Genomic DNA, 16,315 nt, shown 5'->3' with positions numbered 1-16,315 from the left:
CAGTTAAAACGTTAAGCATTACCGCTAAAAGTGTTTAGGCGTTTTGGTTATTTATTATTTCTAACCCTTATTTACCGGTTAATATGCGACTCGGTAACCTACCTCATCTCCCGTCTCTGAACGGTTTGGAACCATTGATACTGGAATTCTCAAGGCAATGACGACTCAGGCACCCCCAGGTTCTTTGCTCCCGCTTAACCCGGAGCAGCTCGCCCGCTTGCAGGCGGCGACCAATGATTTAACGACTACGCAGCTGGCATGGATCTCCGGCTATTTCTGGGGGCGGGTCAACCAGACCCCTGAAGTCGGCTCTGCCGCTCAGCTTATCGCCGCGCCCGCCGAGACGCCGACCATTACGCTGCTCTCCGCCTCGCAGACCGGCAACGCGCGCCGTGTAGCGGAACAGCTGCGCGATGATCTGCAGGCGGCGAAGCTGAACGTGAAGCTGGTAAATGCCGGCGACTATAAATTCAAGCAAATCGCGCAGGAGAAACTGCTGCTGATCGTCACCTCGACGCAGGGCGAAGGCGATCCGCCGGAAGAGGCGGTCGCGCTGCATAAATATCTGATGTCGAAAAAAGCGCCGAAGCTGACCGATACTGCATTTGCGGTCTTCGGTCTGGGCGATACCTCCTACGAATTTTTCAGCAAGGCCGGGAAAGATTTCGATAGCCGCCTGGCCGAGCTGGGCGGCGAGCGCCTGCTGGAGCGCGTTGACGCGGATGTGGAATTCGCCGCCGAGGCGGAGAAGTGGCGTAAAGCGGTCGTCGCGCTGCTGCAACAGCGCGTGCCGACGGAAACGCCTGCCCAGGCCGCCGCCACCGCGAGCGGCAGCGTCAACGAAGTTTTCACCACGCCTTATACGCGTGATGAGCCGCTGACGGCCACGCTGTCGGTGAATCAGAAAATCACCGGTCGTGGTTCGGATAAAGACGTGCGCCATATTGAAATCGATCTGGGCGACGCCGGGCTGCGCTATCAGCCGGGCGACGCACTTGGCGTCTGGTATGAAAACGATCCGGCGTTGGTGAAAGAGCTGACCGAGCTGCTCTGGCTGCGCGGCGATGAGAGCGTCGAGGTAAAAGGCCAGACGCTGCCGCTGTCGCTGGCTTTACAGCAGCATTTTGAACTGACGGTGAACACGCCGCAGATCGTGGAACAGTATGCGAAGCTGGTGCGCAACGAGCGTCTGCTGGCGCTGGCGGCGGATAAAGCGCAGCTGCAACACTACGCGCAGACGATGCCGATTGTTGATATGGTACGTCAGGCGCCTGGCGAGCTGAACCCGGAGCAGCTGCTGTCGCTGTTGCGTCCGCTAACGCCGCGCCTTTACTCCATCGCCTCTTCACAGGCGGAGACGGAGAGCGAAGTCCACATTACCGTCGGCGCGGTGCGTTATGAGATCGATGGCCGTCAGCGCGCCGGCGGCGCCTCCAGCTATCTGGCCGATCGGCTGCAGGAAGAGGGCGAAGTGCGGGTGTTTATCGAACACAACGATAACTTCCGTCTGCCCGCCGATCCCGACGCGCCGGTGATCATGATCGGGCCGGGCACCGGCATCGCGCCGTTCCGCGCCTTTATGCAGCAACGTGAAAACGACGGCGCCGGCGGCAAAAACTGGCTGTTCTTCGGCAACCCGCACTTCACCGAGGATTTCCTCTATCAGGTGGAGTGGCAGAGATATGTCAAAGATGGCTTACTGACCAATATCGATTTAGCCTGGTCGCGCGACCAGCAGCATAAGATCTACGTACAGGACAAAATCCGCGAGAAAGGCGCGGAAGTGTGGCGCTGGTTACAGGAAGGCGCCCACATTTATGTCTGCGGCGACGCCAACCGTATGGCGAAAGATGTCGAGCAGGCATTACTGGAAGTGGTGGCTGAACAGGGCGGCATGGACCTTGAATCGGCCGATGAATTTTTAAGTGAGCTGCGCATTGAGCGCCGTTATCAGCGAGACGTTTACTGATGAGTGAAAAACACCCTGGACCGCTGGTCGTCGAAGGAAAGCTTTCCGATGCGGAGCGCATGAAAAAAGAGAGCAATTTTCTGCGCGGCACCATCGCGGAAGATTTGCAGAATGGCCTGACCGGCGGCTTTAGCGGCGACAACTTCCTGCTGATCCGCTTTCACGGCATGTATCAGCAGGATGATCGCGATATTCGCGCCGAACGCGCCGAGCAGAAGCTGGAGCCGCGTCACGCCATGATGCTGCGCTGTCGTCTGCCCGGCGGCATCATCACGCCGAAACAGTGGCTGGCGATTGAGAAATTCGCGGCGGAAAACACCCTGTACGGCAGCGTGCGTCTCACCAACCGTCAAACCTTCCAGTTTCACGGCATTCTGAAAAAGAACGTGAAGCCGGCGCACCAGATGCTGCACGAAGTTGGGCTGGACGCCATCGGCACTGCCAACGATATGAACCGCAATGTGCTGTGCAGTTCCAACCCGATTGAGTCTGCCCTGCATCAGGAAGCATACGAGTGGGCGAAGAAAATCTCCGAGCATCTGCTGCCGCGTACCCGCGCCTATGCGGAAATCTGGCTGGATGAGAAAAAGGCGGCGACCACCGACGAGGAGCCGATCCTCAGCTCTACCTATCTGCCGCGTAAGTTTAAAACCACCGTCGTAGTGCCGCCGCATAATGACGTCGACCTGCACGCCAACGATATGAACTTTATCGCTATCGCGGAAAACGGCAGGTTGATCGGCTTTAACCTGCTGGTGGGCGGCGGCCTTTCTATAGAACACGGCAACAAAGAGACTTACGCCCGCACCGCCAGCGAGTTTGGTTTCCTGCCGCTGGATAAAACCCTGGCGGTGGCGGAGGCGGTGGTGACGACCCAGCGCGACTGGGGCAATCGCACTAACCGTAAAAACGCCAAAACCAAATATACGCTTGAGCGCGTCGGCGTGGAGACCTTTAAAGCGGAAGTGGAAAAACGCGCCGGGATGACCTTCGGCCCGATCCGCCCGTATACATTCACTACCCGCGGCGATCGTTTCGGTTGGGTGAAAGGGATCGACAATAAGTGGCATTTGACGCTGTTTATTGAAAATGGCCGCCTGCTGGATTATCCGGGACGTCCGCTGAAAAGCGGCGTGGCGGAGATCGCGAAGGTGCATCAGGGCGACTTCCGCCTGACCGCCAACCAGAACCTGATCGTCGCTGGCGTGCCGGAAAGCGAAAAAGAGCGTATCGAAGCGATTGCCCGCGCGCACGGCCTGATGGAAAACGTCACTGCGCAGCGCGAAAACTCCATGGCCTGCGTAGCGTTCCCAACCTGCCCGCTGGCGATGGCCGAGGCGGAACGTTTTCTGCCTGCCTTTGTTACGCGCGTCGAAGAGATCATGACGAAGCACGGCGTCGGCGATGAGCATATCGTACTGCGCGTTACCGGCTGTCCGAACGGCTGCGGCCGCGCGATGCTGGCGGAACTGGGGCTGGTAGGCAAAGCGCCGGGCCGCTACAACCTGCATCTCGGCGGCAACCGCATCGGTACGCGCATTCCGCGCATGTACCGCGAAAACATTACCGAAGATGAGATCCTCGCCGTTATCGATGAACTGGTGGGACGCTGGGCGCAGGAGCGCGCACCGGGCGAAGAGTTTGGTGATTTCACTCTGCGCGCCGGCATTGTCAAACCGATCGTCGATCCGGCGCGGGATTTCTGGGAATAAACGGAGGAGAGCATGTCTGTACTCGATCTCGCAGCACTGAATGCGTTGCCCAAGATAGACCGCGTTATGGCGTTAGCCGACGTCAACACGCAGCTGGAAAAGCTGTCCGCCGAAGATCGCGTGATCTGGGCGCTGGAGAACCTGCCGGGCGAGTTTGTTCTCTCTTCCAGCTTCGGCATTCAGGCGGCGGTATCGCTGCATCTGGTCACGCGCCAGAAGCCGGACATGCCGGTGATCCTGACCGATACCGGCTACCTGTTCCCGGAAACCTATCGCTTTATCGACGAGCTGACGGAGAAGCTGAGCCTGAACCTGAAGGTATTCCGCGCCGAGCAGTCTCCGGCATGGCAGGAGGCGCGCTACGGCAAACTGTGGGAGCAGGGCGTCGAAGGGCTTGAGCGCTATAACGAAATCAATAAGGTCGAGCCGATGAACCGCGCGCTGGAAACGCTGCGCGCGCAGAGCTGGTTCGCGGGTTTACGGCGCGAACAGTCCGGCAGCCGCGCTAATCTGCCGGTGCTGGCGGTGCAGCGCGGCGTATTCAAGGTGCTGCCGATTATTGACTGGGACAACCGTCAGGTTTACCAGTACCTGCAGCAGCACGGCCTGCATTATCATCCGCTGTGGGACGAAGGCTACCTTTCGGTGGGAGATACCCACACCACGCGTAAGTGGGAGCCGGGCATGGCGGAAGAAGAAACGCGCTTCTTTGGTCTGAAGCGTGAATGCGGCCTGCATGAGTAGGCGGCGTACCCGCGCTTAAACGCAGCAGGCGGTCTTCGGACCGCCTGTTTTATTTTAACGCTTTGGGAATGACGTCATGCCTGCGCAAGCTTTTTCGCAGGTCTGCGCGCCTTACCCTTCCGCCAGCGCCTTCAGCGCTTCAGTGGTCATCGATACGTTGACCTTAATCACTTCGTACTGCGCCACCGCCACGAACGGATCTTCGCCGAGAATGGTATCCAGACGATTGCGATCGATATCTTTCGCCAGGATCATGCCGCCGTTACGCGGATCTTTACGGCCGGCGGCCAGAAACACGCCCGCTTCGAAATAGCGCTTTACCCAGTCGATATGCGCTGGCGTCAGCGCCTCGACCTCTTCCATCGGTCGGTGATAGCTCAGGTTGATAACGTACATTATGTCTCCTTTTTTACGCGGGGAGGATTAGCCAGTTCGCTAATCAGAGGAAGCAGGATGCGCACGCTGTCCCGCGTTCGGACGCTGATGCGGCCTGGCAGCCATTGGTCAAGATAGTTCAAATTATCCACCCCGGTTTGATGATGGCTGGTGCCCTGGGGGAAATGACGGGAAACGGCGCGCTGCTGGCCGCCGTCTTTCTTGCCTAACGCCCAGTTGGTGGCCCGCACCGTCAGCAGCGGAAAACCGGCCTGGTCGAACGCATTCGACTCAGGGGAGGCGACGCTGTGGGGCGGACGCTTATCGGCGCTGATGCCGTAGCGGTGGGCGATATCAAGCGCCCGATCGCGCGTCTGCTTGATCACCGCCGAAGCGGTATTCTTGCCGCTGTTAAAGTAGAGCTTGTCGCCGACGATCAGGCTATTCAGATCGATCACCAGCAGGGTATTTTTACGATCGGCGGCTTTCATGCGCGCGATATAGTCGTCGCGGCCGTGCAGCTCATCCTGCCAGGCGCTGAGCGCCACAAAGCGAATACCGTAGTGCAGCGGCGTATGGCTCAGCTGCTGCGCCAGCTCCAGCATGACGCCCAGACCCGATGCGTTATCATCCGCGCCCTGCAAACGTAACCCGCCGAGGTTTTTCTCCGCCTCGGCTTCACTGAGCGGACGCCAGGTATCGAGATGGGCGACCACCAGAATCTCCTGCGGCACCTCGCCGGCGCGGGCGGCGATAACCGAGGTGGCGGTCAGATTGCGCCAGTGCGTTTTGCCGTCGTTGCCGCGCCACGGCGCTTTGGTATTAAAATTGCGCTTGTCGCTTTGATAGCCCATCTCCGCAAACAGCTGCTGGAGATAGTCGGCAGTAAGCATTTCCGCCGGGCTGCCCGCCATGCGGCCGGGGAACCAGGTGGCGATATGACGTAATTGCTGTTCGGCAAACTGGCCGGCCACGGGCGCGGCGGCGCCGACCGGCAGACTGATACCGCAGCTGAGCAGCGCGGCCAGCGCAGTCAGGCGGAGGAAGGAAAACATACCTGAGTCCTTAAACGTCATCCCATGACGCTGAAGCGAAATAATTTTGCACCGATAGTATGAAATTGTGACGCGCATTGCACAATTTCAATCGTTCTTAAATGCCCGAAATATCACTTGTTAAGCACCTTTTGTTCGAAGCTCTGCCGTGGCGTTATTCCATTCGGTAACTACTCATTCCAATTCGTAATTTCATCTGCCTGAAGCAGCAGTCGTATAGTCGCGTTAACTTTTTGTTATTGAAGTAAGGCCGACGTGGATTATCTCCCTATATTTGCCGATCTGAAAGCAAAGCCGGTGCTGGTTGTTGGCGGCGGCGATGTGGCGGCGCGAAAAATTGAGCTGCTGCGTCGCGCGGGCGCGCGCGTGCAGATTGCCGCACGCGAACTCTGCGCCGAGCTGCGGGAGCTGGCGGACAAACAGCAGCTGGAATGGCTGGCGACAGCGTTCGACGAGGCCCAGCTGGATAGCGTTTACCTGGTCATTGCCGCCACCGACGACGGCGCGCTTAACGCGCGCGTGTTCGAGGCGGCGAACCAGCGTCGCCTGCTGGCGAACGTGGTCGACGATCAGCCGAAATGCTCCTTTATCTTCCCGTCCATTGTCGATCGCTCGCCGCTGGTGGTGGCGATCTCCTCCAGCGGCACCGCGCCGGTGCTGGCGCGTATGCTGCGCGAAAAGCTGGAGGCGCTGCTGCCCGCCAACCTGGGGCAGATGGCGCAGGTGGCGGGGGAGTGGCGCGATAAGGTCAAACAGCGCTTCAGCAAAATGTCCGATCGTCGTCGCTTTTGGGAGCGCGCGTTCAACGGTCTGTTCGCCAGCCAGATGGCGGCGGGCAACGTGCAGGGCGCAAAGCAGACGCTGGACGCGCAGTTAACGGATGCGCCGCCGCAGCAGGGCGAAATTATTTTAGTCGGCGCCGGTCCGGGCGACGCGGGCCTGCTGACGCTGCGCGCGTTACAGGTCATGCAGCAGGCGGACGTGGTGCTGTATGACCATCTGGTCAGCGACGAGATCCTTGATTTAGTGCGCCGCGACGCCGACCGGCTCTGCGTCGGCAAACGCGCCGGCGCGCATTCGGTGGCGCAGGAAGAGACCAATCGCCTGCTGGTCCAGCTGGCGAGCAAAGGGAAACGCGTAGTGCGCCTGAAGGGCGGCGATCCCTTTATCTTCGGGCGCGGCGGCGAAGAGTTGCAGGCGGCGCAGGAAGCGGGCATTCCGTTCCAGGTCGTGCCGGGAGTGACGGCGGCGTCAGGCGCTACCGCCTATGCGGGCATTCCGCTGACCCATCGCGACTATGCGCAGAGCGTGCTGTTTATTACCGGACACTGCCGCGCAGACGGCGACGCTATCGACTGGCCGTCGCTGGCGCGTTCCCGCCAGACGCTGGCCATCTATATGGGCACGGTGAAAGCGGCGGAAATTTCGCAGCAGCTCATCGCCCATGGCCGCGCAGCGACGACGCCGGTCGCGGTGATCGGACGCGGCACGCGGCAGGATCAGCAGGTATTGACCGGCACGCTGGCCGAGCTGGAAACGCTGGCTCAGCAGGCGCCGACGCCTGCGCTGCTGGTGATCGGCGAAGTGGTGAATCTGCACGCGCAGCTGGCCTGGTTTCAACATTCAGCGCAGCAGGCGGGACGCGACTCCGCCGTTGTGAATTTGGCTTAAGGAAACATTATGGATCAAAAACGACTGACTCATCTGCGTCAACTGGAGGCGGAGAGTATCCATATTATCCGCGAAGTGGCGGCTGAATTTGGCAATCCGGTGATGCTTTACTCCATCGGCAAAGATTCATCGGTAATGCTGCACCTGGCGCGCAAAGCTTTCTGGCCCGGCACGCTGCCGTTCCCGCTGCTGCATGTTGATACCGGCTGGAAATTCCGCGATATGTACGCGTTCCGCGACCGCACGGTAAAAGAGATCGGCGCGGAGCTGATTGTGCATCGCAACCCGGAAGGAGTGGCGATGGGCATCAACCCGTTCGTGCACGGCAGCGCCAAGCATACCGACATCATGAAAACCGAAGGGTTGAAGCAGGCGCTGAACAAATATGGTTTCGACGCCGCGTTCGGCGGCGCGCGGCGCGATGAAGAGAAGTCGCGTGCCAAAGAGCGCATCTACTCTTTCCGCGACCGCTTTCATCGCTGGGACCCGAAAAACCAGCGCCCGGAGCTGTGGCACAACTACAACGGCCAGATCAACAAAGGCGAAAGCATTCGCGTGTTTCCGCTCTCTAACTGGACCGAGCTGGATATCTGGCAGTACATCTTCCTGGAAAATATCGACATCGTGCCGCTTTATCTGGCGGCCGAGCGTCCGGTACTGGAACGCGACGGCATGCTGATGGTGATTGATGACGATCGCATCGATCTTCAGCCGGGCGAAGAGATCAAACAGCGTATGGTGCGTTTCCGTACCCTGGGCTGCTGGCCGCTGACCGGCGCGGTAGAATCCTCTGCGCAGACGCTGCCCGAGATCATTGAAGAGATGCTGGTTTCCACCACCAGCGAGCGACAGGGCCGCGTGATTGACCGCGACCAGGCTGGCTCAATGGAGCTGAAGAAACGTCAGGGCTATTTCTGAGGAGACGCCAGATGAATACCGTTATTGCACAACAGATCGCCGAACAGGGCGGGGTAGAAGCCTGGCTGCATGCGCAACAGCATAAAAGCCTGCTGCGTTTTCTCACCTGCGGCAGCGTCGACGACGGCAAAAGCACGCTGATCGGGCGTCTGCTGCACGACACGCGCCAGATTTATGAAGATCAGCTCTCGTCGCTGCACAACGACAGCAAACGTCACGGCACCCAGGGCGAGAAGCTCGATCTGGCGCTGCTGGTGGATGGCCTGCAGGCGGAGCGCGAGCAGGGCATTACCATTGATGTCGCCTACCGCTATTTCTCCACGGAAAAGCGTAAGTTTATTATCGCCGACACGCCGGGACACGAGCAGTACACCCGCAACATGGCCACCGGTGCGTCCACCTGCGACCTGGCAATTCTGCTGATCGACGCCCGTAAAGGCGTGCTGGATCAGACGCGTCGCCACAGCTTTATCTCCACGCTGCTGGGCATTAAGCATCTGGTGGTGGCGATTAATAAGATGGATCTGGTGGAATACAGCCAGGATCGCTACGAGCAGATCAAACAGGACTACCTGGACTTCGCCGCACAGCTGCCGGGCTCTCTTGATATTCGCTTCGTGCCGATGTCTGCGCTGGAAGGCGATAATGTTGCGACGCAGAGTAGCACGATGAACTGGTACAGCGGCCCGACGCTGCTGGACGTGCTGGAAACTGTTGAGGTCAACCGCGTGGTGGAAAGCCAGCCGATGCGCTTCCCGGTGCAGTATGTCAGCCGTCCCAACCTCGATTTCCGCGGCTATGCCGGAACGCTGGCCTCCGGCATCCTGCGCGTCGGACAGCGCATTAAAGCGCTGCCGTCGGGCGTGGAATCCTCCGTCGCGCGCATCGTCACCTTTGACGGCGACCTGCCTGAAGCGGGGCCGGGCGAGGCGATCACTATCGTGCTGAGCGATGAAATCGATATCAGCCGCGGCGATCTGCTGGTAGCGGCGGATGAGACGCTGAAGGCGGTGCAGGGCGCGGCGGTCGACGTGGTGTGGATGGCGGAGCAGGCGCTGACGCCGGGACAGAGCTTCGACGTCAAAATCGCCGGCAAGAAAACCCGCGCGCGCATCGAAAGCATCGACTATCAGGTCAATATCAATAACCTGACCCACAACAGCGATGTCGACGCGCTGCCGCTGAACGGCATCGGTCTGGTTAACGTGACTTTTGACGAACCGATGGTGATCGATCCCTATCAGCAGAATCCGGTGACCGGCGGGATGATCTTTATCGATCGCCTCTCCAATGTCACCGTCGGCGCGGGCATGATCCGTCAGCCGCAGCAGAACGCCAGCCTCAGCCGCGGCGATTTCTCCGCCTTCGAGCTGGAGCTGAACGCGCTGATCCGTCGTCACTTCCCACACTGGGAAGCGCGTGACTTACGCGATCTGGGTGCGAAATAAGATGGCCGCGCACGATGAGAATGTGGTCTGGCACGCGCATGCGGTGACGCGTGCCGATCGCGAGCGGCAGCACGGTCATCAGGGCGTCGTGCTCTGGTTTACCGGGCTTTCCGGCTCAGGTAAGTCCACGGTGGCGGGCGCGCTGGAACAGGCGCTGCATCAGCTGGGCGTCAGCACCTATCTGCTTGACGGCGACAACGTGCGCCACGGACTTTGCAGCGATTTAGGCTTCAGCGACGCGGATCGCAAGGAGAATATCCGCCGCGTCGGCGAAGTCGCCAGGCTGATGGTAGACGCCGGGCTGGTGGTGCTGACCGCCTTTATCTCTCCGCATCGCGCAGAGCGTCAGATGGTGCGGGAAATGCTGGGCGACGGGCAGTTTATCGAGGTGTTTGTCGATACGCCGCTGGCGATCTGCGAGGCGCGCGATCCGAAAGGATTATATAAAAAAGCGCGCGCGGGCGAGCTGCGTAATTTCACCGGTATCGACGCGGTTTATGAGGCGCCTTCGCTACCGGAAATCCATCTTGATGGCGAACAATTGGTAACAAAATTAACGGCGCAACTGTTAGATCTGCTGCGCGGGCGCGATATTATCAAAGCCTGAGATTGCAGCGGCAAACTGCCTGAGAGCAGGCCGCTACGCGCAACAACAGGATACCTATGCATAATGTTACACCCCTGCTGGCCCGTAAAAACGATCATGACCAGGACGAACGCGCCTGGTCGTTTCCTGGCGGCGTTATCGGTTTCATCTCTTACTGGTGCGCGCTAGCGATCCCCTTTCTGCTGTATGGCTCCAACACGCTGTTTTTTCTGCTCTATACCTGGCCTTTTTTCCTTGCGCTGCTGCCGGTTGCGGTGCTGACAGGCATCGTCTTCGGCCTGCTGCTGCGCGGTCAGCTTATCTGGACGCTGCTGCTCACCCTTGCCACCGTCGTCTGCCTCTTCTGGCTGCTCTTCTCCTGGCTTACCGGCTGGTAAGCCCTCTGCGCTCTGTTTAAGACGCGACGAGCGGCTGCTCAGCGAAGCGGCTGACGGATGCCGAGCCCCGTTCAGGGCATGATCAAACGCGACCGCAGGTTACAAAACTTTACCCGCAGCACTATTTTCAGGCGTCTCGCTGAGAATGCGGCGCAATTTCGCCTGTAGAGTGGAGTCCGGCGAAAAGTTGTGGGATGATTGAGCCGTTTTTCAGGGGGCGGGGATGGGAAAACTGACGCTGCTGTTACTTGCATTGCTGGCCTGGCTGCAATATTCGCTGTGGCTGGGCAAGAATGGGATTCATGATTACACCCGCGTCAGCGATGACGTCGTGGTACAACAGGCGAACAATGCCAAATTAAAAGCGCGCAACGATCAGTTGTTTGCCGAAATCGACGATCTCAACGGCGGTTCGGAGGCGATTGAGGAGCGCGCACGTAATGAGCTGGGGATGATTAGACCCGGCGAGACCTTCTATCGCCTGGTGTCGGATCAAAATAAACGTAACGGGCAGCAGGCCTTGCCGAACCAACAACGATAGCAATGACCACATTAACTGACTCCTGGCCGGATATTATCGCCGTGGTGCCCGCTGCCGGTATCGGCAGCCGTATGCAATCCGGGCGCCCCAAGCAGTACCTGACTATTGGTCACTCCACCATTCTGGAACACAGCATCGCCAGTCTGCTGGCGCATCCGGCGATTAACCGGGTGATTGTTGCGCTCAGTCCAGAAGACAACTATTTTCAACAGCTGCCGCTGGCTAACGATAGCCGCATTCTCCCGGTCATTGGGGGAAAACAGCGCGCCGATTCCGTACTGGCGGGACTGAGCTCAGCCGAACGCGCTGACTGGGTCCTGGTGCATGACGCAGCGCGTCCCTGCCTGGCGGCGGAAGATTTACAGCGTTTGTTAGCCATCAGCCGCCATAGCCGCGTAGGCGGCATTTTGGCCGCGCCGGTGCGCGATACGATGAAGCGCAGCGAGCCAGGCAAAGACGCGATTGCCCATACGGTAGAGCGCGAAGCGCTGTGGCACGCGCTGACGCCGCAGCTGTTTCCGCTTGCGCTGTTGCGCCAGTGCCTGACGCGCGCGCTGAACGAAGGCGCCACCATCACCGATGAAGCATCTGCGCTGGAATATTGCGGCTATCATCCTGAGCTGGTGGCTGGCCGCAGCGATAACATTAAGGTCACGCGTCCTGAAGACCTGGCGCTGGCGGCGTTTTACCTTACTCAATTACATAACAAGGAGTGCGCATGATGCGTATTGGTCACGGTTTTGACGTCCATGCTTTCGGTGGCGAAGGCCCGTTGATTATTGGCGGCGTGCGGATTCCGTTCGACCATGGATTTATCGCGCATTCAGACGGCGACGTCGCGCTGCATGCGCTGACGGATGCGCTGCTGGGCGCCGCCGCGCTGGGCGATATCGGCAAGCTTTTTCCCGATACCGATCCGGCATTTAAAGGCGCCGACAGTCGCGGCCTGCTGCGCGAAGCGTGGCGCCGCATTCAGGCGAAGGGCTACCGTATAGGCAACGTCGACGTGACGATCATCGCCCAGGCGCCGAAAATGCTGCCGCATGTGCCGCAAATGCGCATCAATATCGCCGAAGATCTCGGCTGCCATATGGACGACGTCAACGTGAAGGCCACCACGACCGAAAAACTGGGCTTTACCGGCCGCGGCGAAGGCATCGCCTGCGAAGCGGTGGCGCTATTGATAAGGGCGGAGGCGTAATGGCGTTACCAGAATGGCAGTGGCTGTACGGCAAGCCCGGCGTTCAGGGGCAGCTTAAGGCCAGCCCGGACGATTTCGAGGTTATCGAGGATCTCGGCTACGAGGCGGACGGCGAAGGCGAGCATCTTCTGGTGCGCATCCGCAAAACCGGATGCAATACCCGCTTTGTTGCCGACGCGCTGGCGAAGTTCGCCAAAATCCATCCGCGCGACGTCAGCTTCGCCGGGATGAAAGACCGCTATGCGGTCACGGAGCAGACGCTCTGCCTGCGTCTGCCTGGTAAAGATACGCCCGATTTTTCCGCCTTTTCGTTGGAAGGCTGCGAAATTCTGCAGGTGGCGCGTCATAAGCGCAAGCTACGCACCGGCGCGCTGGCGGGCAACGCCTTTAAACTGGTGCTGCGCCAGATCAGCGATCGCGCCAGGGTGGAAGAGCGCCTGCAACGCATCTGCGTCAGCGGCGCGCCGAACTATTTTGGTCAGCAACGCTTCGGCATTCAGGGCAATAACCTCGATCAGGCGAAGCGCTGGGCCAGCAATGAAATCCGCGTGCGCGAGCGTAATAAACGCAGCTTTCTGCTTTCCGCCGCGCGCAGCGCGCTGTTCAATCAGGTTGTCAGCGACCGGCTGGCGGAACAGGGCGGTCTGACGCGGGCGCTGCCCGGCGACGCGCTACAGCTCACCGGACGCGGCAGCTGGTTTGTGGCGACGCAGGAAGAGCTGCCGCAGCTGCAACAGCGTATCGATAATAATGAGCTGCGCATTACCGCGCCGCTGCCCGGCAGCGGCGAGTGGGGCAGCCGCGACGCCGCGCTGGCGTTTGAACAGCAGAGTCTGGCGGGCGAAGAGACGCTGATTGCGCTGCTTGAGCGCGAGCGCGTCGACGCTGCCCGCCGCGCCATGTTAGTTATCCCGCGCGATATGCGCTGGAGCTGGAGCGACGATGCTACGCTGACGCTCAGTTTCTGGTTGCCGGCAGGTAGCTTCGCCACCAGCATAGTCAGGGAACTTTTCGAACAGGAAGGTAACGATGCGGATATTGCTGAGTAACGATGACGGCATTCAGGCGCCAGGGATTCAGGTGCTGGCGAAAGCGTTACGCGAGTTTGCGGAGGTGCAGATTGTCGCGCCCGATCGCAACCGCAGCGGCGCCTCCAACTCGCTGACGCTGGAAACGCCGCTGCGTACCTTTAGCTGGCCTAACGGCGATATTGCTGTGCAGATGGGCACGCCTACCGATTGCGTTTACCTCGGTGTGAACGCGCTAATGCATCCGCGACCGGATATTGTGGTTTCTGGCATTAATGCCGGACCTAACCTCGGCGACGACGTCATCTATTCCGGCACGGTGGCCGCGGCGATGGAAGGGCGCCATCTGGGACTGCCGGCGCTCGCGGTCTCGCTGGATGGTCATCAGCATTACGCTACCGCCGCCGCCGTCACCTGCGCGATTTTGCAGGGGCTGCAACGCGAACCGCTGCGCACCGGCCGCATCCTCAATATCAACGTGCCTGACCTGCCGCTTGAACAGATCAAAGGCATCCGCGTCACCCGCTGCGGTAGTCGTCATCCCGCCGATAAGGTTATTCCGCAGCAGGATCCGCGCGGCAATACGCTTTACTGGATCGGTCCGCCGGGCGACAAGCATGACGCCGGGCCAGACACCGATTTCGCCGCGGTCGATGAAGGCTATGTTTCCGTTACCGCGCTGCATGTCGATCTCACCGCCCATCAGGCGCAAGAGGTGGTTGGCAGTTGGTTAACCAAAGCCGGAGTCGAGGCGCTATGGTAAGCAGACGCATCGAGGCTTTACTGGATCAACTACGTCAGCAGGGCATTGATGATGAGCTGTTGCTGAAAGCGATCGGCGATGTGCCGCGCGAACGTTTTGTCGATGAGGCGTTGGCGCACAAGGCCTGGGAAAATATGTCGTTGCCCATCGGCTCCGGGCAGACCATCTCGCAGCCCTATATGGTAGCCAGGATGACCTCGTTGCTGGAGCTGAAGCCGGCGTCGCGCGTGCTGGAAATCGGCACCGGCTCCGGCTACCAGACGGCTATACTTGCGCATCTGGTGGATCACGTCTGCTCCGTCGAACGCATCAAAGGGTTACAGTGGCAGGCAAAACGACGCCTGAAGCAGCTTGATTTACATAACGTTTCTACGCGTCACGGCGATGGCTGGGAAGGATGGGCGGCACGCGCCCCTTTTGACGCCATCATCGTTACTGCGGCGCCGCCGGAAATTCCGGTCGCTCTGATGTCGCAGCTGGATGACGGCGGCATTATGGTTTTGCCGGTAGGCGAGGAATTGCAGCAGCTGAAGCGCATCCGTCGCCGGGGCGACGAGTTTGTCGTGGATACGATTGAGCCGGTGCGCTTTGTTCCGCTGGTGAAAGGCGATCTGGCCTGATCCGGCGTTGAGGCACTACGCATTTCTTCACAACTGATTAATGGCACCGGGATTAGGTTGTTGTTAGTATCAGCCTTTTCATCTGCCAGCAGCAGATAGCCGGGCGTAACAAATGACGCCCACAGTTTTAAAAGCTCGTCACAGGTTTGTTATCACGGGGGATAAATGAGCATGGGAAGCCCACTTTTTACGTTGAGCCGCGTTGCGGCTGTTTCACTGATTGGATTTTGGCTGGCGGGCTGTACTTCTGATGATAACACACAGGCCCCGATTAGCACTGTTGGCAGCCAGTCACAGTCTGGGGGCGGTGGGATGCTCACTTCAGGCGGCGGCATGACGAACGGTTCAGTGCCATCCAGACCTGTATTTTCTTCTTCAGCTAACAGCAGCAATGCTAATGTAACTACGCAAAATGGTCGGATTGTTTACAACCGCAGTTATGAGAATATTCCGAAAGGTAGTTACAGCGGTGATACATATACAGTAAAACGAGGCGACACGTTGTTCTATATTGCCTGGATTACCGGCAATGATTTTCGTGATTTAGCCCAACGAAATAATATCGCTGCGCCTTACAACCTCAATGTAGGTCAGGCTTTGCAGGTTGGTAATGGCTCAGGATCGCCGATTACCGGCGGCAATGCGATCACCGTAGCTGATGCAACGCAGGGTGGCGTTCCGAATTCTCCTGGTTCTGCACAAATCAAAACTTCTACAGTTGCGCAGCAACCTGTTATTACGTATTCTGATGATTCAGGAAAATCAGGCGGAGGCAAAATGCTGCCTTCAACGGGGACAACAACTGTTGCAACGACGACAGCCCCGGTTACCGCACCGCCGACGGTAAGCAGTACAACGTCCAGTTCAACCCCTGTGGCTGGTTGGCGTTGGCCTACCGACGGTAAGATTATCGATAACTTCTCTGCTGCTGAAGGCGGTAATAAAGGCATCGATATCGCCGGTTCACGAGGACAACCTGTGGTTGCCACCGCGTCCGGGCGTGTAGTGTATGCAGGTAATGCGCTGCGCGGTTACGGTAACCTGATTATCATCAAACATAATGATGACTACCTGAGTGCCTACGCCCATAACGACACAATGCTGGTCCGGGAACAACAAGAAGTGAAGGCGGGGCAGAAGATAGCTACCATGGGTAGCACCGGAACCAGTTCAGTTAGATTGCATTTTGAAATTCGTTACAAGGGGAAATCCGTCAACCCGTTGCGTTATTTACCGCAGCGATAAACGGGCAGAGCCTTGAAGTTCTGCCCAGGGATCACGGGTAG

At 59.0% G+C, this 16,315-nt stretch carries 17 protein-coding genes; 15 read left to right on the top strand and 2 right to left on the bottom strand.

The window, feature by feature from the left end; genetic code table 11:
- The first annotated feature begins 157 nt into the window (after window positions 1–157).
- From cysJ to cysH, 3 genes are read left to right on the top strand one after another with little or no spacing between them, the layout of a single operon-like run.
- The gene (gene cysJ, locus C2E16_RS16685; protein ID WP_038624470.1) at window positions 158–1,969 is read left to right on the top strand and encodes an NADPH-dependent assimilatory sulfite reductase flavoprotein subunit; all 1,812 of its coding nucleotides are present in this window, start codon (window positions 158–160) and stop codon (window positions 1,967–1,969) included.
- Window positions 1,969–3,681 (top strand): assimilatory sulfite reductase (NADPH) hemoprotein subunit, encoded by a 1,713-nt coding sequence (cysI, locus tag C2E16_RS16680; RefSeq protein WP_038624472.1) that lies wholly within the window; start codon window positions 1,969–1,971, stop codon window positions 3,679–3,681. Before cysJ ends, cysI begins: the two co-directional genes overlap by 1 nt.
- A gap of 12 nt (window positions 3,682–3,693) precedes the next feature.
- Window positions 3,694–4,425 (top strand): phosphoadenosine phosphosulfate reductase, encoded by a 732-nt coding sequence (gene cysH, locus C2E16_RS16675; RefSeq protein WP_038624474.1) that lies wholly within the window; start codon window positions 3,694–3,696, stop codon window positions 4,423–4,425.
- Between the two features lie 111 nt (window positions 4,426–4,536).
- Here the strand turns inward: cysH and C2E16_RS16670 are convergent, their stop codons facing one another.
- Together C2E16_RS16670 and C2E16_RS16665 are read right to left on the bottom strand one after the other, a co-directional pair.
- The gene (locus tag C2E16_RS16670; RefSeq protein ID WP_038624476.1) at window positions 4,537–4,821 is read right to left on the bottom strand and encodes a YciI family protein; all 285 of its coding nucleotides are present in this window, start codon (window positions 4,819–4,821) and stop codon (window positions 4,537–4,539) included.
- Window positions 4,821–5,855 (bottom strand): aminopeptidase, encoded by a 1,035-nt coding sequence (locus C2E16_RS16665; RefSeq protein ID WP_038624478.1) that lies wholly within the window; start codon window positions 5,853–5,855, stop codon window positions 4,821–4,823. Before C2E16_RS16665 ends, C2E16_RS16670 begins: the two co-directional genes overlap by 1 nt.
- Window positions 5,856–6,110: 255 nt before the next feature.
- On the opposite strand from C2E16_RS16665, the gene cysG reads away from it, so the two are divergent.
- The 12 genes from cysG to nlpD all read left to right on the top strand — a co-directional run bounded on the left by cysG (window position 6,111) and on the right by nlpD (window position 16,274).
- Complete coding sequence (cysG, locus tag C2E16_RS16660; RefSeq protein ID WP_038624480.1) at window positions 6,111–7,526, top strand: siroheme synthase CysG; 1,416 nt, start codon at window positions 6,111–6,113, stop codon at window positions 7,524–7,526.
- Between the two features lie 9 nt (window positions 7,527–7,535).
- The gene (gene cysD / locus C2E16_RS16655) at window positions 7,536–8,444 is read left to right on the top strand and encodes a sulfate adenylyltransferase subunit CysD (protein ID WP_038624482.1); all 909 of its coding nucleotides are present in this window, start codon (window positions 7,536–7,538) and stop codon (window positions 8,442–8,444) included.
- 11 nt (window positions 8,445–8,455) lie between these two features.
- Entirely contained in the window at window positions 8,456–9,892 is a 1,437-nt protein-coding gene (gene cysN / locus C2E16_RS16650; protein WP_084970337.1) for a sulfate adenylyltransferase subunit CysN, read from the top strand.
- A 1-nt stretch (window position 9,893) separates the two neighbouring features.
- A complete protein-coding gene (gene cysC, locus C2E16_RS16645) occupies window positions 9,894–10,499 on the top strand; it encodes an adenylyl-sulfate kinase (RefSeq protein ID WP_084970336.1) in 606 nt (201 codons plus the stop codon).
- Window positions 10,500–10,555: 56 nt separating this feature from the next.
- Window positions 10,556–10,876, top strand: a complete 321-nt coding sequence (locus C2E16_RS16640) for a DUF3561 family protein (protein WP_038624488.1) — start codon at window positions 10,556–10,558, stop codon at window positions 10,874–10,876.
- A gap of 223 nt (window positions 10,877–11,099) precedes the next feature.
- The gene (gene ftsB / locus C2E16_RS16635) at window positions 11,100–11,417 is read left to right on the top strand and encodes a cell division protein FtsB (protein ID WP_038624490.1); all 318 of its coding nucleotides are present in this window, start codon (window positions 11,100–11,102) and stop codon (window positions 11,415–11,417) included.
- A gap of 2 nt (window positions 11,418–11,419) precedes the next feature.
- A complete protein-coding gene (gene ispD, locus C2E16_RS16630; RefSeq protein WP_038624492.1) occupies window positions 11,420–12,139 on the top strand; it encodes a 2-C-methyl-D-erythritol 4-phosphate cytidylyltransferase in 720 nt (239 codons plus the stop codon).
- Complete coding sequence (ispF, locus tag C2E16_RS16625; RefSeq protein WP_038629893.1) at window positions 12,139–12,618, top strand: 2-C-methyl-D-erythritol 2,4-cyclodiphosphate synthase; 480 nt, start codon at window positions 12,139–12,141, stop codon at window positions 12,616–12,618. Before ispD ends, ispF begins: the two co-directional genes overlap by 1 nt.
- Entirely contained in the window at window positions 12,618–13,667 is a 1,050-nt protein-coding gene (gene truD / locus C2E16_RS16620; RefSeq protein WP_084970335.1) for a tRNA pseudouridine(13) synthase TruD, read from the top strand. Before ispF ends, truD begins: the two co-directional genes overlap by 1 nt.
- Entirely contained in the window at window positions 13,648–14,409 is a 762-nt protein-coding gene (gene surE / locus C2E16_RS16615; protein WP_084970334.1) for a 5'/3'-nucleotidase SurE, read from the top strand. The genes truD and surE overlap by 20 nt, the downstream gene beginning before the upstream one ends.
- Window positions 14,403–15,029 (top strand): protein-L-isoaspartate(D-aspartate) O-methyltransferase, encoded by a 627-nt coding sequence (locus C2E16_RS16610; protein ID WP_038624497.1) that lies wholly within the window; start codon window positions 14,403–14,405, stop codon window positions 15,027–15,029. Before surE ends, C2E16_RS16610 begins: the two co-directional genes overlap by 7 nt.
- 165 nt (window positions 15,030–15,194) lie before the next feature.
- A complete protein-coding gene (gene nlpD, locus C2E16_RS16605) occupies window positions 15,195–16,274 on the top strand; it encodes a murein hydrolase activator NlpD (protein WP_174705320.1) in 1,080 nt (359 codons plus the stop codon).
- Window positions 16,275–16,315: the final 41 nt, after the last annotated feature.

Source organism: Mixta calida (genome assembly GCF_002953215.1).
Lineage (GTDB): Bacteria > Pseudomonadota > Gammaproteobacteria > Enterobacterales > Enterobacteriaceae > Mixta > Mixta calida.
Note: the sequence above shows the minus strand (reverse complement) of the source record. Positions and strands in the feature narration are given on the sequence as shown.

Excerpts from the sequence above, each read along its gene's own strand:
- cysJ (WP_038624470.1), top strand. The coding sequence starts at position 158 with ATGACGACTCAGGCACCCCCAGGTTCTTTGCTCCCGCTTAACCCGGAG.
- cysI (WP_038624472.1), top strand. The coding sequence starts at position 1,969 with ATGAGTGAAAAACACCCTGGACCGCTGGTCGTCGAAGGAAAGCTTTCC.
- cysH (WP_038624474.1), top strand. The coding sequence starts at position 3,694 with ATGTCTGTACTCGATCTCGCAGCACTGAATGCGTTGCCCAAGATAGAC.
- C2E16_RS16670 (WP_038624476.1), bottom strand. The coding sequence starts at position 4,821 with ATGTACGTTATCAACCTGAGCTATCACCGACCGATGGAAGAGGTCGAG.
- C2E16_RS16665 (WP_038624478.1), bottom strand. The coding sequence starts at position 5,855 with ATGTTTTCCTTCCTCCGCCTGACTGCGCTGGCCGCGCTGCTCAGCTGC.
- cysD (WP_038624482.1), top strand. The coding sequence starts at position 7,536 with ATGGATCAAAAACGACTGACTCATCTGCGTCAACTGGAGGCGGAGAGT.
- cysN (WP_084970337.1), top strand. The coding sequence starts at position 8,456 with ATGAATACCGTTATTGCACAACAGATCGCCGAACAGGGCGGGGTAGAA.
- cysC (WP_084970336.1), top strand. The coding sequence starts at position 9,894 with ATGGCCGCGCACGATGAGAATGTGGTCTGGCACGCGCATGCGGTGACG.
- C2E16_RS16640 (WP_038624488.1), top strand. The coding sequence starts at position 10,556 with ATGCATAATGTTACACCCCTGCTGGCCCGTAAAAACGATCATGACCAG.
- ftsB (WP_038624490.1), top strand. The coding sequence starts at position 11,100 with ATGGGAAAACTGACGCTGCTGTTACTTGCATTGCTGGCCTGGCTGCAA.
- ispD (WP_038624492.1), top strand. The coding sequence starts at position 11,420 with ATGACCACATTAACTGACTCCTGGCCGGATATTATCGCCGTGGTGCCC.
- ispF (WP_038629893.1), top strand. The coding sequence starts at position 12,139 with ATGCGTATTGGTCACGGTTTTGACGTCCATGCTTTCGGTGGCGAAGGC.
- truD (WP_084970335.1), top strand. The coding sequence starts at position 12,618 with ATGGCGTTACCAGAATGGCAGTGGCTGTACGGCAAGCCCGGCGTTCAG.
- surE (WP_084970334.1), top strand. The coding sequence starts at position 13,648 with ATGCGGATATTGCTGAGTAACGATGACGGCATTCAGGCGCCAGGGATT.
- C2E16_RS16610 (WP_038624497.1), top strand. The coding sequence starts at position 14,403 with ATGGTAAGCAGACGCATCGAGGCTTTACTGGATCAACTACGTCAGCAG.
- nlpD (WP_174705320.1), top strand. The coding sequence starts at position 15,195 with ATGAGCATGGGAAGCCCACTTTTTACGTTGAGCCGCGTTGCGGCTGTT.